This is a genomic window from Veillonella sp. T34266-5 (assembly GCF_002959815.1).
GTDB lineage: Bacteria > Bacillota > Negativicutes > Veillonellales > Veillonellaceae > Veillonella > Veillonella atypica.
Genome location: NZ_PPCZ01000021.1, coordinates 52,666 through 71,472, shown reverse-complemented (window position 1 = coordinate 71,472; position 18,807 = coordinate 52,666). Strand labels below are relative to the sequence as shown.

15 protein-coding genes are annotated in these 18,807 nt (G+C 40.1%); all 15 read right to left on the bottom strand.

The features are described from left to right. Entirely contained in the window at positions 1 to 1,068 is a 1,068-nt protein-coding gene (gene carA / locus VIHSUH07_RS07605; RefSeq protein ID WP_105084497.1) for a glutamine-hydrolyzing carbamoyl-phosphate synthase small subunit, read from the bottom strand. After that, complete coding sequence (locus VIHSUH07_RS07600) at positions 1,068 to 2,354, bottom strand: dihydroorotase (RefSeq protein ID WP_105084496.1); 1,287 nt, start codon at positions 2,352 to 2,354, stop codon at positions 1,068 to 1,070. Before VIHSUH07_RS07600 ends, carA begins: the two co-directional genes overlap by 1 nt. Then, entirely contained in the window at positions 2,338 to 3,288 is a 951-nt protein-coding gene (locus VIHSUH07_RS07595) for an aspartate carbamoyltransferase catalytic subunit (RefSeq protein WP_005377928.1), read from the bottom strand. The genes VIHSUH07_RS07600 and VIHSUH07_RS07595 overlap by 17 nt, the downstream gene beginning before the upstream one ends. A 289-nt stretch (positions 3,289 to 3,577) precedes the next feature. Next, positions 3,578 to 6,259 (bottom strand): ATPase, encoded by a 2,682-nt coding sequence (locus tag VIHSUH07_RS07590; protein ID WP_105084495.1) that lies wholly within the window; start codon positions 6,257 to 6,259, stop codon positions 3,578 to 3,580. A 4-nt stretch (positions 6,260 to 6,263) separates the two neighbouring features. Continuing rightward, positions 6,264 to 7,211, bottom strand: coding sequence for a DNA-binding protein WhiA (gene whiA, locus VIHSUH07_RS07585; protein WP_005383011.1), 948 nt, complete (start codon positions 7,209 to 7,211; stop codon positions 6,264 to 6,266). Positions 7,212 to 7,223: 12 nt separating this feature from the next. Beyond that, complete coding sequence (gene yvcK, locus VIHSUH07_RS07580; protein ID WP_105084494.1) at positions 7,224 to 8,573, bottom strand: uridine diphosphate-N-acetylglucosamine-binding protein YvcK; 1,350 nt, start codon at positions 8,571 to 8,573, stop codon at positions 7,224 to 7,226. A gap of 11 nt (positions 8,574 to 8,584) precedes the next feature. Continuing rightward, complete coding sequence (gene rapZ / locus VIHSUH07_RS07575; RefSeq protein ID WP_105084493.1) at positions 8,585 to 9,496, bottom strand: RNase adapter RapZ; 912 nt, start codon at positions 9,494 to 9,496, stop codon at positions 8,585 to 8,587. An 11-nt stretch (positions 9,497 to 9,507) separates the two neighbouring features. Further along, positions 9,508 to 10,320, bottom strand: coding sequence for a Cof-type HAD-IIB family hydrolase (locus tag VIHSUH07_RS07570; RefSeq protein ID WP_105084492.1), 813 nt, complete (start codon positions 10,318 to 10,320; stop codon positions 9,508 to 9,510). Between the two features lie 107 nt (positions 10,321 to 10,427). Further along, complete coding sequence (locus VIHSUH07_RS07565) at positions 10,428 to 11,723, bottom strand: S-layer homology domain-containing protein (protein WP_105084491.1); 1,296 nt, start codon at positions 11,721 to 11,723, stop codon at positions 10,428 to 10,430. A 559-nt stretch (positions 11,724 to 12,282) separates the two neighbouring features. Then, on the bottom strand, positions 12,283 to 13,545 hold the full coding sequence (locus tag VIHSUH07_RS07560; protein WP_105084490.1) for an S-layer homology domain-containing protein: 1,263 nt from the start codon (positions 13,543 to 13,545) through the stop codon (positions 12,283 to 12,285). A 462-nt stretch (positions 13,546 to 14,007) separates the two neighbouring features. Continuing rightward, complete coding sequence (locus VIHSUH07_RS07555) at positions 14,008 to 15,279, bottom strand: S-layer homology domain-containing protein (RefSeq protein WP_105084489.1); 1,272 nt, start codon at positions 15,277 to 15,279, stop codon at positions 14,008 to 14,010. Positions 15,280 to 15,531: 252 nt separating this feature from the next. Beyond that, positions 15,532 to 16,104 carry a signal peptidase I gene (gene lepB / locus VIHSUH07_RS07550; RefSeq protein ID WP_105084488.1) on the bottom strand — a complete coding sequence of 191 codons (573 nt, stop codon included), beginning with the start codon at positions 16,102 to 16,104 and terminating at the stop codon, positions 15,532 to 15,534. A gap of 10 nt (positions 16,105 to 16,114) precedes the next feature. Next, the gene (locus VIHSUH07_RS07545; protein ID WP_105084487.1) at positions 16,115 to 16,984 is read right to left on the bottom strand and encodes a YitT family protein; all 870 of its coding nucleotides are present in this window, start codon (positions 16,982 to 16,984) and stop codon (positions 16,115 to 16,117) included. Continuing rightward, on the bottom strand, positions 16,977 to 17,501 hold the full coding sequence (locus VIHSUH07_RS07540) for a hypothetical protein (RefSeq protein WP_105084486.1): 525 nt from the start codon (positions 17,499 to 17,501) through the stop codon (positions 16,977 to 16,979). Before VIHSUH07_RS07540 ends, VIHSUH07_RS07545 begins: the two co-directional genes overlap by 8 nt. Positions 17,502 to 17,597: 96 nt before the next feature. Next, positions 17,598 to 18,806 (bottom strand): DUF3084 domain-containing protein, encoded by a 1,209-nt coding sequence (locus VIHSUH07_RS07535; RefSeq protein ID WP_105084485.1) that lies wholly within the window; start codon positions 18,804 to 18,806, stop codon positions 17,598 to 17,600. Position 18,807: the final 1 nt, after the last annotated feature.

The following is an 18,807-nucleotide window of genomic DNA, read 5'->3' as shown; positions in this document are numbered from 1 at the left end:
TTATTTTCCCTTTCTCATCATATCTTCAAATTCATCAAACAAATATAGGTTATCAGTAGGTCCAGGAGACGCTTCTGGATGGTATTGTACGGAGAAGATTGGCAATTCTTTATGGCGCATACCTTCAACAGTACCATCGTTCACACTGCGATGTGTGATTTCAATATAATCAGGCAAAGAAGTATCATCTACGGCAAAGCCATGATTTTGAGATGTAATATATACACGGCCTGTACGAAGATCTTGTACCGGGTGATTAGAACCACGGTGACCAAATTTTAGTTTGAATGTAGTGCCGCCGTATGCTTGTGCTAATACTTGGTGACCCATGCAGATACCAAAGATTGGTTTCTTACCAAACATTTTCTTCACTTCTTCTACTGCATAACCTAAATCTTGAGGATCTCCAGGACCATTGGACAAGAAAATACCATCAGGATTAACAGCGAGTACATCTTCTGCTTTAGAATCTGCTGGGAATACAGTTAAACGGCAACCAGCAACCTCTAAGGAGCGAAGGATGTTTTCTTTTACACCATAATCCATTACAGCCACATGGAATTCTGCATTTTTATCACCGCGCATGCCTTGCCATTTTGTAGTGACACGCATAACTTGGTCTGTAGGCAAATCTTGTTTAAATAATTTTTGAATATCTTCCATCGGATAATCAGCACGTACAAGTACGCCTTTCATAACACCATGGTTACGAATAGTACGAGTAATAGCACGCGTATCTACATCATAGAGGCAAGGAATGCCATGTAGACGTAAATATTCGCTGAACAAACCTTCATTTTGCCAATTGGATGGGAAATCACATAGTTCACCTACGATAAAGCCTTTACAGTATGGTTTAGGACCTTGTGTAATAGCATTCAATGTACCATAGTTACCAACGAGTGGATATGTTAATGTAATAATTTGATCCGCATAGGATGGGTCAGTCAAAATTTCTTGATATCCAGTCATGCCCGTGTTAAACACAACCTCGCCCACTGTAGGAGCGCCGCCTAATAGGGAACCTTCAAATACGGAACCATCTTCCAGAACTAATTTGCCTTTCATTATAGGACCACGCCCTCCTTCATAACGATGTTACCGTCTACAACGGTAAGTTTTGCTTTACCAGTAACAGTCATGCCATCGAATGGACTGACTTTACCTTTTGTATAAAATTTATTTCTATCTACAGTCCATTGTTCTGTAGTAGAGAACACTGTAATATCTGCTGGTTTACCAACTTCTAACACACCTGCATCTAGATGCATTAACTCAGCTGGACGCGTACTCATGTAGTACACCACTTGGTCGATGCTAAGTTTATCAGGGCCATAGGCATTAGTAATAACGCCGGCCAAGGATGTTTCAAGACCACTAAATCCGTTTGGAGCACAGCAGAATTCATGGTCTTTTTCTTCAAATGCATGTGGTGCATGGTCTGTAATGATAGCATCGATAGTGCCATCTTTCAAACCTTCTAGCAATGCTTGACGATGATCTTCGGAGCGAATTGGCGGTGCCATTTTGAAAGCTGGATTATATTCGCGTAAATATTCATCCGTAAAGGATAAATGTTGGCTCGTTACTTCACAAGTTACATTAACCCCTTTAGCCTTTGCACGACGTACCATATCGACCGTATTTTTACTACTTACGTGAGCGATATGGATATGACCGCCTGTCATTTCCGCTAATAAGATATCGCGAGCTACAGCCAAATCTTCAGCTACTGCAGGACGACCGATAACGCCCATTTCATAAGATACGAAACCTTCATGCATGTGGCCATTTTTAGTCAAACTAATATCTTCTGCATGGTCGATAACCATTTTGTTGAACATGGAAGAATATTCCAATGCACGGCGCATGAAAGCAGCGCTTTCTACATAGTGACCATCATCAGAATACGCCACAACACCTGCTTCAGCCATATCGCCTAATTCAGCAAGTTCTTTACCTTCTAGATTCTTGGATACAGCACCGATAAATTCTACTTTTACTACGCCTGTAAGTTCAGCTTGTTTTTTTAAACCTCTTACAAGAGCTGCATTATCTACTACTGGTGTTGTATTCGCCATAGTCACGACGCGTGTAAAACCACCAGCCGCTGCTGCTTGTGTACCAGAATGAAAATCTTCTTTTGCTTCTTGGCCTGGTTCGCGCAAATGTGTATGAATATCGATAAGACCCGGTGCTACGATAAGTCCTGTTGCATCATATACTTCAGCACCATCTGAACTTAAATTTTGACCGATGGCTGCAATTTTACCATCTTTCACGAGAACGTCTGCTACTTCATGTTGTTGTTTTGCCGGATTGACTACCGTACCATTTTTAATAAGCAAGCTCACTACCGTCACCTCCATGAATTGTTAAGTACAATACAGCCATACGAACGGATACACCATTGCGTACTTGTTCTTGAATTACGGATTGATCCCAGTAGGCTACATCTGGGGAAATTTCAAGGCCACGGTTCATTGGGCCTGGATGCATAACCATAACATCATCTTTTGCTAGGCTTAATACATCTTTATTGATACCAAAGATACGCGCATATTCGCGATTTGTTGGATATAGAGCGGAGTGAATGCGTTCTAATTGAATACGAAGTACATTGACAACATCTGCATCTTTTACAGCTTCACGCACATCGTGATGAATGGTAACACCCATTTTTTCAAGCTCAGGATAGAGCATAGTACGAGGACCTGCCAAGTGAACATCAGCCCCCATTTTAGTAAGACCGTAAACATCGGAGCGAGCTACACGGCTATGCATAATATCGCCTACAATAACAACTTTTTTACCTTCTAATGAACCTTTGCGTTCAATGATGGAGAACATATCGAGCAATGCTTGTGTTGGATGTTCATGGGCACCATCGCCAGCATTGATAATGATAGGATCAACGGCTTTTGTTGCATAGAGAGGAGCCCCTTCTGCACTACTGCGCATTACGATAGCATCCGTCCCCATATAGGACAATGTTAATAATGTATCGCGAAAGCTTTCACCCTTACCCATAGAGGAACCACTTGGTGTAATATTGATTACATCTGCCCCTAAATATTTACCTGCTAGTTCAAAAGAACTACGCGTACGTGTACTAGGTTCCATGAATAGATTGATAATCGCCTTACCTTTCAAGTAAGGAATTTTTTTGTCATCAGACAAAACAACCTTCTTCATCTTTTTCGCTACATCGAGAATCAATTTAATCTCTTCTGGTGTAGCATGTTGTAACCCTAACAAATGTTTGCCATGCAAGCTCACTTGTCCCATGATTGCCTCCTAACCGTATAACAAAAAAGACCTCTTGCCCCAGGGCAAAAGGTCGAATAGTTTGCACAAAGAAGCCCTTTAGGGCGCTTCAACTATATGTCCTTTTTTAGCCTCTCTGGACCAATTTAAAAGGGATTTTGTAATGCTACAGTATCTCGTACTGTATATTGCACTTATCTCTATCCATTGTACTGAAATTACCTGTGAAAGTCAATGTAATTCCCATGAAGAAACACAAATCGGATGCCTTAACAGGCATCCGATTTAATATGTAAATCCACCAATTCGTTTACTGTTGTTTTCTGGTCAACTGATCAATAGATACTGCATTTTGTGTAGTATCTTCATCTTGGTCGACAGATGTATTAACATCATTTAGCTCAGCAAAGCTACGACGTTTACCACCTTGTGCTGCAATACGCGCTGCTTCACGTTCTTCTGCCAATTTTTGACGTGCAATTTCTGCGTTTCGCTTAGCGATGATTTGTCGTTGTGCAGCTAAGCGGATTTCTTCAGCCCGTTGAGCTGCTTTTTTCTGAGCTTCCCGTTGAATATCAGCACGACGGCGTGCCTCTTTGGCTTGTTCTTGAGCAATTTCGTATTCACGGTACCGTTTTTCTGCCAATTGGCGAGCTTCTTCGGCTTTTCTAGCCGCTTCTGCTTGTTCCTTCGCAATCCGTTCACGCTCTGCTTTACGTGCCGCTTCTGCAGCGCGATTTTCTTCGCGGATGCGGGCTTCCTCAGCTTGTCGAGCGGCTTCCGCAATACGTTCTGCTTCCGCAATTCTTGCAGCCTCTGCCTTACGAGCCTCTTCGGCACGGCGTGCTTCTTCGGCTTTACGCGCTTCTTCGGCCCGTTTTGCTTCCTCTGCAATACGACGTTCTTCGGCTTTACGCGCTTCTTCTTGAGCTTTTGCAATAGCTGCTAGGCGCTCTTCCTCAGCTTTACGAGCAGCTTCTTGTCGAGCCATTTCGGCCTTGCGCAATGCTTCCTGACGAGCTTCTTCGGCTTTTCTAGCCTCTTCAGCGCGTTTTGCTTCGGCTGCAATTCGATCAGCCTCTGCTTTGGCTTCTGCAGCCTTGCGTTTTTCCTCGGCCTGACGAGCCGCCTCTTGACGCGCCGCTTCTGCTTTTCTAGCCGCTTCTTGGCGTTCTGCTTCGTTTTTAGCCGCTTGTTCTGCCGCTTTGCGTTCTGCCTCTATGCGTGTAGCCTCTGCTCGTTGTTCAGCCAAAATGCGTTCTTCTTCAGCCTTACGCTGCGCTTCTAAACGTTGTGCTTCTAATTTTGCTGCATATTCACGAGCTTTTTTCTCAGCCGCTTCTCGAGCAGCTTGCTCACGTTCTGCTTTTTCACGAGCTGCTTGTTCGGCTGCGATGCGTGCTGCCTCTGCTTTTTGAGCATCAGCCTTGGCTTTTTGTTCGGCTACAATACGAGCCGCTTCAGCCTTAGCCGCATCATCTTTCGTCTTTTGCTCTGCTGCAATGCGTGCTGCTTCCGCTTTTTGGGCATCAGCCTTAGCTTTTTGTTCAGCCAATTGTCGATCAGCTTCTGCTTTAGCACGTGCTCGTTCAGCAGCTGCATCGGCTTTTGCCTTAAGTTTAGCTTGTTCCTCTGCATCTCGTTTATCAAGCTCAGCCTGTCTATCTTGAGCTGCTTTATGAGCAGCAGTTGCCTTTTCAGCCGCTAATTTAGCTGCCTCTGCTAATTGATGAGCTTGTTCTTCTTTTTGCGTTTTCGCTGCTACATATTTTTCTTCAATAGCCACCTTCTTAGCTGCTTCGGCTGCTTCTTTTTGTGCCTCTGCTTCTAATGCACGCTGACCAGCTTCATTAGTGGCCAATACGCGCGCATATTGAGGGTTTGCTAACGCTTCTGGTATCAGTAAAAAACGAACTGGTAAATTCGAAGCACCAGCCGGCATGAAATCGATGGTCAACGTATCACCACCGTAATAATTCCCCATGTATCGAGAATCTAATACAGTATTATGACCTAATGCCATCAGTCCGTCGTCACCACCGATGTGATAGGTCATGCTTTCACTAGGAGCCTTCTGCCAACGACGTTGTGCTTTCACAGTAAAAGAACCCGAATAACCGCCGCCTAATGGATTGAAATAGAGGCGGAAAGGATCCTCGCCACTTGTAGGAATTTTAACGGTATAAGAAATACCATAGTTCCCTGCGTCCTTTACATAGGCCTTATTATCGAGCTCATCCACGCCCTCTACAAAACGGTCTTCTCTATCATTACCCAGTTCCACATAGGCGCCACCTAACGTGGTGTTATATTCTTTTGTTACTGCCATTTCGCGCTCAGCACCGGTGAAAGTACCACGCAACCGCACATGGTCTATAGGCAAATTATTCACCCAATACGAGGACTCAATAGAGTTCAGATTCATAGGAATCATCATAACCCGTGCAAATACAGGAGCACTTGTTTGCAAATCTACGATGCCTGTAAATAAAGCATCTTTAGGAATTGGGGAATGTTCTAAATCGGTAAATACGAGTTGACGACTTTTGGGAGGCATCACAAAGGAATACAGTGGTTTATCCGTCAATGGTTGCTCTAATTCCTTTCGTGATAAATCGCGGCCCGCCGCAAAATAATCTGATGTGGCGATGGATTTTAGTTCACGGAACACAGCAATGCCATTTGGTTCATTACCTGTATTCTCCAAGATAATGGCAATCTTATGAGGTTCAGCCATTTCATTTACATGATAAAAGTAGATACGCCCTTTCCCATTAATGCTACCAGCACTTAAAACGCCGCCTACGGGACCTACATATTCAGGACTATCAGATAATAGCAATGTATCCTTCTGCGCTTGTAATTCCGCTGGTAATGGAGTAAACGAAAAATATCCTATGGAGTTCAAATCAATATCGCTTGCTGCATGACCTGTTAATACTCCCATAACTGCTAACATCGTCGCTAGCTTATATGTTTTCTTAAATAACATAATATTAAACCTCTTCCAGCCCCATAGGATCATATGTAAGGGCTAATGCTTCTAACTTTTTCAAACGATGTCCAATACCTGATTTAGATAAGGTACCATTCATCATTTCTTCTAATTCTTTTAAACTTGCTTCCGGATTATTCCAGCGCAATCTAGCTACAATTTTCAATTTATCCGGCAATGCATCAATACCTATATGCTCATCCAATATACGGATGGCTTTCACTTGACGTACCGCTGCATCTACGGTTTTTTGTAAATTTGCAGTCTCACAATTTACCTGTCGATTGATCTGATTGCGAACGGTCTTCATGATGCGTACATTTTCAAATTCCATCAATGCCGATTGAGCACCCATGACCTGTAAACAATTTGTTACCGCATCGCCTTCTTTAAGATATACCACATATTCTTCTTTACGCTCTGTTAGCCCTGCATGAATGTGAAACAATTTCAATACATATACAATTTCTCGTGCAAAAGCTTCGTTGCCCGTCATAAACTCAAGATGGTAATCACTTTGTGGTTTATTAACAGATCCGCCCCCTAAAAAAGCGCCGCGCAAGAAGGCTCGTCGCGCCTCCATTGAGTGTAACCACTTCCGTGGCAACTGTTCGGTGACAGGCCACAGTGCCAAATCTTCTAAGGCTTGACGCCCCTCTTGAGATGGATCCACCGTTAGTGTATACATATTCTTTTTCCGCAAATTTAAACCTTGGCGCACCATAACATGGGTCGGCAATTCGTATTGTTTTTTAAGTATACCTAGCAAACGTCTAGCCACCGCATTATTAGCAGTGGCTAGTCGTATACCGATAGCTCCCCTCATACCGAGCAATAAGGAACCACCCATGCGCAATAAGCAGGATGCTTCAATCTTCATGGCCACATCGGTATCCGTTTCAGGCTCATAGGCACATAATTCATTTTTTACATCTTCTGCAAAAGACATAGGTTTTCCTTTCTAATGATCAGCACGGCGTAAATAATATTCTAATACCCGTGGTTCCATATCTGATTTCATAGCATATATGATATCCATAAGGACCTTACCTAAACGTTCTGGATCATGAATAGCAGGTTTTTCTTGACTAATGAGCGTTGCTCTAACCGTGCGAATCCCCATATCTTGTAAACGTTTAGAATCGATGGCCACAGGTTCTGAACCAACTGCGCTATACTGTTCTACCATTTGAATTGGCAAAGGTCCATCATTGGCGAGAACCGTATCGATGATACCTACCCCACTATGGTCGATGATAGCTTGTACGTGATCAGCCAATGTGTAGCCTGACGTTTCACCAGGTTGTGTCATTACATTGGCAATGTAAATTTTATTGGCTTTACTAGCGCGCACATGGTCCGCGATTTTGTCGGTCAATAAATTAGGAATAATACTCGTATAGAGACTACCAGGCCCTAATATAATAACATCCGCTTCATCAATGGCGCGCAATGCAGCGCCTTCTGGTTTTGGATATTCAGGACTACTAAATACGCGTTTAATCTTCTTTCCTGCGTGTGGAATATTACTTTCACCATCCACAATTGTGCCATCAATGAGTTCAGCACTGAGTTGAATAAATTCTGTAGACGACGGAATGACACGACCGCGGACACGCAATAATTTACTAGCCGCTTCGAGGGCCTCCTCTATATCGCCATCATAAACCTGTGCCAACGCCGTAATAAAGAGATTCCCAAAGCTATGACCAGAGAGCTCATTGTTCCCTTCAAAACGATAGCGGAAAAGATTTTCCATAACCCCTTCTTGTTCTGCAAGAGCTATAAGACAGTTGCGTAAATCGCCAGGTGCAATCATTTTAAAATCTTCTCGCAAGCGACCAGAAGAACCGCCATCATCGGCAACCGTAACGATAGCCGATAAATTAGATGTGTGAGCTTTCAAACCGCGCAATAAATTGGATAAGCCCGTACCACCACCAATAACGACGATTTTAGGGCCTTTATCAAGTCGGATATTTTGAAAGATAATATCTGATACCTTACTAGATGGATCTGGTAAAACAGCACGGATAATGGTTTTAATAACCTTGCTCGTACCAACTAAAATTAAAATAGCCGATATACCAATAAGTACTGCGCCCACTAAAATCAATACATTGTAATTATAATATCCCGTTAAGGAATAGGAATAGGCAAGAACAATATCCTCTATATACGATAACCATTGATAGTTAAATAATAGTGAAATGCCTATGATTAATAAGCCTACCCCCAAGCTATAGAGAGCAAGCCAACGTTTTATATTAAGGCCCGGAATTAACCACCGGAACCAACGTTTTCGTAACATATAATCCCCTTTTAATCCCCTAGATCTGCTTGATGTGGATTAAAATCTTCTTCCACATTATTCTTCATCATATCCCGATGTTCCACCGTGACACGATAACCTTTTTCTAATAAATGAGCATATAAAGCCTCTGCCATGGCAACAGAGCGGTGCATACCGCCTGTACAGCCAACAGCTACAATAAATTGAGCTTTGCCTTCCTTCTCATAATTAGGCACAAGGAAATCCATGGTATTAAAATAGTGTGTTTTAAATTCATCCGTTACGTCAAAGGAGTGAATATAGTCGTTAACAACCTGTACACGTCCCGTTTTATGACGGTATTCTGGAATATAGAACGGATTTGGCAAGAAACGAACATCCCAAATCATATCTGCATCCAATGGCAAGCCGTATTTAAAACCAAAGCTGACAACAGTTACCGACATGCCGTGTTTATCCGCCACTTGAGTAAAGCGTTTTTTCAAGTATTCCTTTAAGGATGCGGTTTTCATATCCGTTGTATCGATAATATAATCCGCTTTATGGCGCACAGAATCAAGAATTTGACGTTCTTTTCTTAGGCCTGTTGTAATGCGACCGCTTGGTGCGAGTGGATGACTACGGCGAGATTCTTTATATCGACGAATCAACGTTTCATCGCTAGCGTCCATGAACACGATTTCATAATCTACCTTCATCTCTTTCAAGGTCTCTAACGAAGCAGATAAAGCTTCAAAGAATTCACCGCCCCGAATATCCACGACGAGAGCCACACGATTAGTGCGGATCCCACCTTGACGACAAATCTCACTCAGTTTCGGAATTAATACAGGCGGAATATTGTCTACACAAAGATAGCCCATATCTTCTAATGCCTGTAACACCTGTGTTTTTCCAGCACCAGACATGCCAGTTACGATTAATAAACGAAATGCTTCCATACCTTACTCCATTATAATAAATGTTCTTCAATCCAATGAGCTACGCCGTCTTCATTATGATGCCCACATACCTCACAGGCTACCGATTTTACATGATTCACAGCATTTTCAACAGCTACTGAGTACCCCGTTTTAGATAACATAGATATATCGTTCTCTGCATTGCCAAAGGATACGATATGCTCTAGGCCAATTCCATATTGCTGTGCTAACTGATATAACGCATCGCCCTTGGATACATGAGGTGCAATGATTTCTAAAAAATCCTTTTGACTCCGCACTAACGTAGCAGTATCACCTACAATGGGCGTCAATGTATCAATGATAGAATCTATGTTTTTAACAGTATCTATAGCAATTAATTTATTGGGCTCTTGTGAAAGTTCATACAACGAATCGCCTAAAAATTCAGCTTTAGCCCCCGTTTGACGTTCATATAAATCCGATTGCCAATCCTGATGATGACACAATAGATGATCATCTACATAAGATTGAATATGCCAATCATATTGACTTGCTATTTTCCAAATACGCTGTACCGTATCTAGCGGCACAGTCCGTTCAAATAGCTTACGACCTGATTCTAATTCTTGGATAAGACCTCCAGAAAATAATATCATCGGCACATTACCAAGCTGCAATGACATGCCAACAGGCTTTGCCGTTTGGTACATACGTCCCGTTGCAATAGTGATCTGAATGCCTTTCTCTTGCAATTGATGCAATACATCCTTAGTATACTCTGACACCGTATTATCACTACGCAACAATGTTTCATCACAATCGATAGCCACCATCTGAATATGTGAAAAAGAAGGATTCATTAACAGACCTCCTTGTATAATTACTGTATTTATTTATTATACCATTTATAAGGGGTACAAAAAAAGAGACTCCCGAAGGAGTCCCTTTTATATTTGTAACTATCAAATTAGAATTTGTAGTTAAGGTCTGCACGGTAGAAGTCGCCGCCTTCTGTTTTACCATTAGCTTCTTTCCAGTCAAAGCCATAGTAAGCAGATAAGCCAACGTTATTTTGCAATGCATAATCAACGGAAGCAACCCAACCTTTAGAACCTTTGTATTGATCGGATACTGTGTAGAATTGATTCCAAGTAGTATCAACGATTGGAGCGTTTTCTTGTTGTTTGAAGTATTGAGCTTTCACACCCCAAGTGCCTTTTTTAGCTTGGTCATAGTTACCATAGCCAACGCCTGCAGTCCAAGCAGTAGAATGATTTACGCTAGAAGCTTTTAACCATTCGCCACCAACCCAAACTTTATCGAAGTTTACATTAGTGTTAAAGCCGTATACATTTTTATAAGCTTGGTTTGTACCATTATGTGCATAGTTAGCTTTGAAGTTATCGCCATTTACACGAGCGTAGAAACCACCTAAGTCAACATGTTTACCAACTTTGCCGCTTAAGTTAGCAACAACAACGGATTCATTGTCTGCACGTTTAGTACCAGCCATTTCACCAGATACCATGTAACCATAAGCTGCTTGGAATTTTACTTTGTCATTACCAGCGTTGAATTGAGCACCATCAAATGTACCATCAAATGCTAAACCGCCACCAAATGTTTGACCAAAACGACCAGCTTTAACGGATACGCGTTCACCGAATTTATGGTTTACAAATGCACGATCGATGGATGCATTAGCATTACCACCTGTAGTAGCATCACCAAATTCAAAGTTACCGGAAGTTACACGAACAACTGCATCAGTACGATCGTTTACTTTTGCATTGAATTGTACACGTGCACGAGCATCAAATTTAGATTTTGAAGTCATATCACCTGCAGCATTTGGACGGAATGCTTCATCTTCATTACCTTGGTAACGAAGACGCATATCGCCAGTTACTTTTACGTTACCAACGCGGTCTTCCAAACGAGCTACACGAACGCCCAAGTTGTTCAATTCGTTGGAGAATTCATCAGCCAAACGGTTGATCATAGCTTGTTGTTCAGCGTTAGCGCGGTCTTGGTTAGCCATAGCTTTAGCTACCATTTGAGCCATTTCGTAACGAGTGATATCGTTTTGGCCTTTGAAAGTGCCATCTGGATAACCGTTAACGATACCAGCAGCTGCTAATTGAGAAACTGCTTGGTATGCCCAAGAATCAGGAGTTACATCGGAGAATGGGTTAGCTGCGAATGCTGTAGTTACACCCAAAACTGCTGTTGCTGCAAAGATTGCTGCGAATTGTTTTTTCATAGTTGAATTCCTTCTTTCTGAAAAATAAGAATAAAATTGTTTTCACAAGTTGCGATTCACAATTCATTCTAATTTCAAGATTTAGAATTCTCTTGGGAGTGTCCACGTTTCCTCGCCATAATTCTTCATCAAGATTTCAGTATGTTTTGCTTACCGCTTCTTGTTGCCATGATATTAGCACGAAGAAATTTTGATGTAAACCCTTTTTTCTCATTTATATTCTCATTTAAAAAAATTTATTTTTTAAAATCTTAGAAAAGTTAGATTTTATCTAAATTTTTCAGAACTCAAAAAAATCAAAATTTTATACAAATTTATCCATTTTTTCTTATAATGATATTTATTCTCATTGTTATTATTAAATTATACTTATTAAATACATTATAACTATTTCTATTTATTAATATAGCTTTATGTTTGAGTCATTTTATACTCATACTACATATTGCATATAACCATTTTCACATACAAAAAGGAGCCCTCTAAGGAGGACTCCTTTATATATACTATTATATGTTATTAAGAGATGGTTTTCATAATAGTGTTATTTGATTATCAATTAGAATTTGTAGTTAAGTTCTGCACGATAGAAATCGGATAAGTCTTTACCGCTTTGGTCTTTAGAGTTGAAACCATAACCAGCGCTTAAGCCTACGTTATCTTGTACAGCATAATCAACTGTTGCTACATAACCTTTATAACCGTTATTTGTATTAGTTAAGTCATATGCTTGATCCCAAGTGGAGCTTACGATTGGTGCATTAGCTTTTTGGTTGAAGTATTGACCTTTCACATCCCAAGTACCTTTCTTAGCGATGTCGTAGTTACCATAACCTACACCAGCTGTCCAAGCTTGAGAATTAGCTACGTCAGAAGCTTTCAACCATTCACCGCCAACCCATACTTTATCTTTGCGGAAGTCCGCATTGAAGCCGTATACGTTTTGATGGTCAGTTGGAGTTGCTACACCATTATGTTTTAAATTGCCGCTAGACAATCTGGAGTAGAAACCACCAACAGAGGATTCTTGACCGATTTTGCCTTTAACACCTACATAAGATACAGATGGGTTATCAGATTTTGCTTGACCTTCTGCAGCGCCTTCCATCATGTAACCATAAGCACCTTGTACTTGGATTTTATCGTTACCAACATTCAATTGAGCACCGTCGAATGTATCATCGTACATTAAACCGCCACCAATTGTTTGGTTGAAGCGACCAGCCTTAGCGGATACGTTTTGACCAAATCTATGATCTACATACGCACGGTCAATTTTAGCAGTTGTACCATTGGAAGCATCACCGAATTCATAACCACCTTTAACACGAACTACTGCATCAGTTTTATCATTGACTTTTGCATTGAATTGAACGCGAGCACGGCCATCAGTTAAGGATTTGCTACCATCTTTGTAAACGCCTTTGTCTTCAGAACCTTGATAACGGATACGAGCATCACCAGTAACTTTTACATTACCTACACGGTCTTCCAATTTAGAAACGCGTACGCCCAAGTTGTTCAATTCATTGGAGAATTCATCTGCCAAACGATTAATCATTGCTTGTTGTTCTGCATTAGCTTTATCTTGGTTAGCCATTGCTTTAGCTACCATTTGAGCCATTTCGTAACGAGTGATATCGTTTTGACCTTTGAAAGTACCATCTGGGTAACCATTAACGATGCCAGCTGCTGCTAATTGAGATACAGCTTGGTATGCCCAAGAATCAGGAGTTACATCGGAGAATGGGTTAGCTGCGAATGCGCTTGTTACACCTAAAAGAGCTGTTGCTGCAAACACTGCTGCGAATTGTTTTTTCATAATAGATTCCTTCTTTCTGATATAGTCTTTTTGACTAACAAATTTAGAAAAAAATATATATTATCAGAAGACTGTACATCTAGTTATGATCTATATAAGAACATCCTGATGAGTATCCACGTTTCCTCTTCTTCTGTTCTTGTATATCACCACAACTTGGTGTGTTGTCTTTCTGTGATGTCAATATACATCCGGTCAACAAATTTGTAAAGCATTTTATACAATTAAATATGATGAAATTTCTTTCATGAAATAATTTTATACAATAAAACCAGTATTTATCTGCATTTATTAAAATTAAATTTTGTAAAATTTCATTTTATCTATGTATAAAACAATGTATTTTAACTTCTCATACTATCCCAATTGATATGTAAAACTAATAAATATAATAAAAATTAATTAGTTATAATAAAAAATAAGACCTATCATCTCTGATAGATCTTATTTCATAGGTATTAATTAGAATTTAAATAACAAGTCTGCACGGTAGTAATCATTTACCTTATGGCCTTCTTGTGTTTTAGCATGGAAGCCATAATATGTTGTAATGCCTACATTTTTCTCTGGTGCATAGGATGCACTAAGCTGCCATGCTTTATAGCCTTCATAGCGAGATTTACCATATAAGTCATTACCTTCATATTTTTGTGTCTTGAATACAGGAGCATTCTTTTCTTGGTTGTAGTAGTCAAGCGCTACACGCCAGGAGTTTTTCTTAGTGATTTTGTAGTCGCCCCATTTTACGCCGACATTCCAAACATCACTATTGCTAAGACCTGTTGCGGTCACCCATTCAGCATTAGTGGCAAATTTACCAATGTTATATTGGGCATTAAAACCATATACATTGTTAAAATCATTAGTAGTCTTACCATTGCCCATTTTAACGTTAGTAGTACCTACATGAGCAAACATGCCACCTACATTTAAGTGTTTATTTACTGGTGCACTAAGGTTAATAAGCGCCATTTCGGTATTATTTTCTTTAGAGGCCTTACTAAAGCGACCTAGTGTTGGGTAACCGTAGGCAGCATTAACATTTACCTTCCCTACTTTTGTTGTATACCCAATACCATCGAAGTTACTAGAATAGATTAAACCATCACCAAAGCTTTGTGTATAACGACCAATATCTACCATATGATTTTTGCCAAATTTGTGTTCTACATAGGCTAAATCAAAGGACATAGTATGATCTTTAGCTGCATCACCAAGTTCAATAGAGCCTGAAGTTAATCGAGCTTTCACAGATGTATTCTTATTAACTTTAGCATCCACGTTCAAACGCACACGAGCTGTAAATTTACCTTCCGAATCTAGATTATCAATGCCTTCTTTTTCAACATAGTTAATACGAGCATCCCCTGAGAACTTAACATTTCCTACGCGGTCCTCTAAAGCAGATACACGAACACCAAGATTTGACAATTCATTAGAGAATTCATCGGCCAAACGATTAATCATCGCTTGTTGCTCTGCATTAGCACGATCTTGATTTGCCATCGCTTTAGCAACCATTTGAGCCATCTCAAAACGGGTAATATCCTTTTGGCCTTTGAAAGTACCATCTGGATAACCGTTAATGATACCGGCACTAGCCAATTGTGATACGGATTGATAAGCCCAGCTATCAGGTGTTACATCAGAAAAAGGATTGGCTGCAAAAGCTGTCGTTACACCTACAACAGATAATGCGGCAACTGCTAAAGATAGATTTTTCTTATTCATCATCTAAACCTCTCTAAAAAAAATTCACATAACATAGAAATAATATCAATTTTCAATATCATTGTAAATGATATTGATTATACAAATCATTCATCTTTATATGTATAAATGGGATAGATTGCAAGCAACATAATACTTCATCAAATATATAAAAAAGAACGTACATTACATTTCTGTAATATACGTTCTCATATAAAGAATTATAGTATTGCATTTTACTACTTAATACTAATAGATTTTGTGTAAAGTTACCTTTTATAGGGCATATTCTACAAAACCTAGTACATGATCTACGGGTACTGGTCCGATGAATCGACTATCGCTAGAATGATTTCGATTATCCCCCATTACAAATACATGACCTTCAGGTACTACAACAGGTGTAGAACGACTATAGTTCATTGTAGGATCTTTGGTATAAGGTTCTTGTAGTTCTTCACCATTACGCCATACGTGACCATCTTTGAATTCCAATGTATCACCAGCTCTACCGATAACGCGTTTTACCCACACATCATTGGTTTGAGCCGATTTATCGATAACGCTAACATAGTTCATCAACGGTTCTTTCACATCATCCGTCCATGTGCGTTCACGATTCACACGGCTATCAATGATAACGATTTGACCATAATCGGGTACATCGCGCATAATATGCTGCCACTTGGTTACGATTAAATATTGACCGTTGTGTAATGTATCCTCCATAGATTCACCGGATACGCGCGTTGGTTGTACGATAAAGATATGAATGACCATAGCGATGACTAGAGCCAAAACAATGGCATAGATCCAATCTAATGTTTCTTTTACAAATTTATTATTCATTAGAGCCCCCTTAATGTCCACCCTTAGTAAAACGTCCACCGAATACATCGTGCACATCTTGAATTGTTATAAATGCAGACGGGTCAACTTCATATACTGCATCCTTCAATCGAGTAATCTCTAAACGAGTTACAACTGAATACAATGCATGCTTAGGTGTTTTTAAATAACCCCCTTCACCATACAGTATGGTAACCCCTCGATTTAGGTTTGCATTTAATGTATCCGCAATTTTTTCTGAATTCTCCGCATCCGTAATAATCATAACACCCTTTGATTCTTCAAGGCCTGTAATTGTAATATCAATCATTTTATAGGCAATAAAATACGCCACCAATGAATACATGGCACTATCCCAGCTATACACAAACCCTGCAGCCCCTAAGATGACTAAGTTCATGGCCATTACGATTTCACCAACAGAGAATGTAGTTCGTTTATCAAAAATAATAGCCACAATTTCAGAACCGTCTAGGCAGCCCCCATTACGGATGATAAGCCCTACGCCAATCCCAAGTATGATGCCACCAAATATAGCACCTAAAAACGGATTTGTCGTAATCGGTGTAAATTCATGGGCAAAGGATGAAAATATGGCCATCCAAACGATAGAAAATAGTGTAGATATGGTGAATACCTTACCATTAATGCGATATCCAATATACAAAAACGGTATATTGATTAACACTACGAATATACTAAACGATATACCCGTAAGTTCAGCCGCCATCAGTGATATACCAACGACGCCGCCATCGATGATATTATTTGGTACTAAAAATAGATCTAGGCCCACCGTATAAATCAGTGCCCCTATAATCATCCAAATACATCGCAGTAGTAGACTGGACCAATGTATCTTTTTTACAACATTACTCATGTGTATCTCCTTCATTATATAATTTTTTAATTGCTGCTAAACGTTTAGCTTCTAAATCATCTTCTACATTACAGTCTTGAGGTTTATTATAATCCTCTACCTTCAATTGTTCAGTATATCGCATACCAATAACATAGGCTGTTAAATCATCTACTGGTTCAGGCGGAAATTGCATCCCTTTAGGTACGAATCGGCGCCAACCTGTAGGCGGATTATATTGCCAATATAATTTTCTAGCCTCTTCTGTGCTATGGGATTCATCAATCAAACTCGTCGTAATTTTATGATTGCGCCCAATTTGTTGAATAGATGGATATAAATGCTTATGATTGGTACCATTACCGCATACGATGTGATGTATACCAAGATAAGTACTTAATATACTTTCAAAAGAACCATTAAATGTCTTAGTTTCCACAATAGTGCGATATATTAATTCGCCTGCTTGTGAAAGAACAGCAACGCCTGTCTTTTCATTCCCTGGGTCGACAGCAGCTATATACGATGTATTATTCATACTATGTTCCTCATTCCTCAATACAATAGTTATATTTTATCACAAAATAAAAGACCTATGTATTAAATCTTAATACATAGGCCATTTATATAGAAACTAATTTGGTTTTATAAGTTTACCCGTATCTGTCATTTGTGTAATACGCAATTTAATATGTACAGGGCCAGATGAATATGTATCACCATCAGCATAGGCCTCTACATATACCTTGCCATGTAACATACCAATACGACGTATCGCCGAAAATAATTCATCTCCAGGTATTGTACCAATATCACCGGACAACGAATCTGGTATAACCCCTTTAGACTTAGCCTCTTCATTGACTTGTTTCAAGAAACGAAGCATATTGACTTGAGCATTACTACCACCATCGATAACAGACGTAGCAATCACGTCACCTGATTTATAAATAAATTGTTGTGGGTACACGTGAATCGTCGCAACCGCTGGTTCACCAGCAATGATATTACCTGCTGCAACCACTTGGATAACCATAGGCGTTTTGGATTCTTCAATTTTAGAAATGGCAACCTCTATATTTTGACGGTCCACATATACAACAGATTCACCATGATCTTCAACACCTAAGCGACGAAGAACGAGTTTATTTGTATCTTCCACAATACTATTAACTGCATCTCGCGCTTCATTAGGGGATAAACCATTACGCACTACTGCCTGTGCTAATAATTGGTCTACTTGGAATAAAATCGTACCTTCTCTAAGATGGATAATCCCCGTTTTTAACTCTTCTTGTGTTTTCTGCAAGTCCGCAATATGTTTTTCCATACTAGCCCGTGTAGCTTCTAAGGCAGCTAATTTTTTAGAGGCCTCATCATAGGAGGCTTGTAATGCAGATAATTCCGCCTCTGTAGCAACCTTCGCAGCCTCTGCATCAGCTAATTCTTGACGGCTTTGTTCAACCTCTTTACGAATTGTTTCAATCTCAGCCATACGGTCCGCTAATTCTTTTTTATTAGCTTCCAATAAGGCTTGACCTCGTTCTAATTCAGCATTTTTAGCAGCTACCTCTGCTGTTAACTGATTCATATCTGCCCGCAATTGATCCATCCCAAAAAGCGCAGTACGTACGCTTTGCGATGTAATTGTAAGAACGCCAACCGTTGCGGCTGCAACGAGTAGACCTGTTACAATTGTTACAATAATCGATGTATGCTTAGGACGCAATCCAAAGAGGGACATTCTACGCTTACCGACCTTTGTTCCTAGTTTATCACCCATATAGGCAATAAGCCCGCCCATGATAGCGATAATAACGAGAATCTTTAATCCTACAAGCATG

Excerpts from the sequence above, each read along its gene's own strand:
- carA (WP_105084497.1), bottom strand. The coding sequence starts at position 1,068 with ATGAAAGGCAAATTAGTTCTGGAAGATGGTTCCGTATTTGAAGGTTCC.
- VIHSUH07_RS07595 (WP_005377928.1), bottom strand. The coding sequence starts at position 3,288 with ATGGGACAAGTGAGCTTGCATGGCAAACATTTGTTAGGGTTACAACAT.
- VIHSUH07_RS07590 (WP_105084495.1), bottom strand. The coding sequence starts at position 6,259 with ATGTTATTTAAGAAAACATATAAGCTAGCGACGATGTTAGCAGTTATG.
- whiA (WP_005383011.1), bottom strand. The coding sequence starts at position 7,211 with ATGTCTTTTGCAGAAGATGTAAAAAATGAATTATGTGCCTATGAGCCT.
- yvcK (WP_105084494.1), bottom strand. The coding sequence starts at position 8,573 with ATGTTACGAAAACGTTGGTTCCGGTGGTTAATTCCGGGCCTTAATATA.
- rapZ (WP_105084493.1), bottom strand. The coding sequence starts at position 9,496 with ATGGAAGCATTTCGTTTATTAATCGTAACTGGCATGTCTGGTGCTGGA.
- VIHSUH07_RS07570 (WP_105084492.1), bottom strand. The coding sequence starts at position 10,320 with ATGAATCCTTCTTTTTCACATATTCAGATGGTGGCTATCGATTGTGAT.
- VIHSUH07_RS07565 (WP_105084491.1), bottom strand. The coding sequence starts at position 11,723 with ATGAAAAAACAATTCGCAGCAATCTTTGCAGCAACAGCAGTTTTGGGT.
- VIHSUH07_RS07560 (WP_105084490.1), bottom strand. The coding sequence starts at position 13,545 with ATGAAAAAACAATTCGCAGCAGTGTTTGCAGCAACAGCTCTTTTAGGT.
- VIHSUH07_RS07555 (WP_105084489.1), bottom strand. The coding sequence starts at position 15,279 with ATGATGAATAAGAAAAATCTATCTTTAGCAGTTGCCGCATTATCTGTT.
- lepB (WP_105084488.1), bottom strand. The coding sequence starts at position 16,104 with ATGAATAATAAATTTGTAAAAGAAACATTAGATTGGATCTATGCCATT.
- VIHSUH07_RS07545 (WP_105084487.1), bottom strand. The coding sequence starts at position 16,984 with ATGAGTAATGTTGTAAAAAAGATACATTGGTCCAGTCTACTACTGCGA.
- VIHSUH07_RS07540 (WP_105084486.1), bottom strand. The coding sequence starts at position 17,501 with ATGAATAATACATCGTATATAGCTGCTGTCGACCCAGGGAATGAAAAG.
- VIHSUH07_RS07535 (WP_105084485.1), bottom strand. The coding sequence starts at position 18,806 with ATGCTTGTAGGATTAAAGATTCTCGTTATTATCGCTATCATGGGCGGG.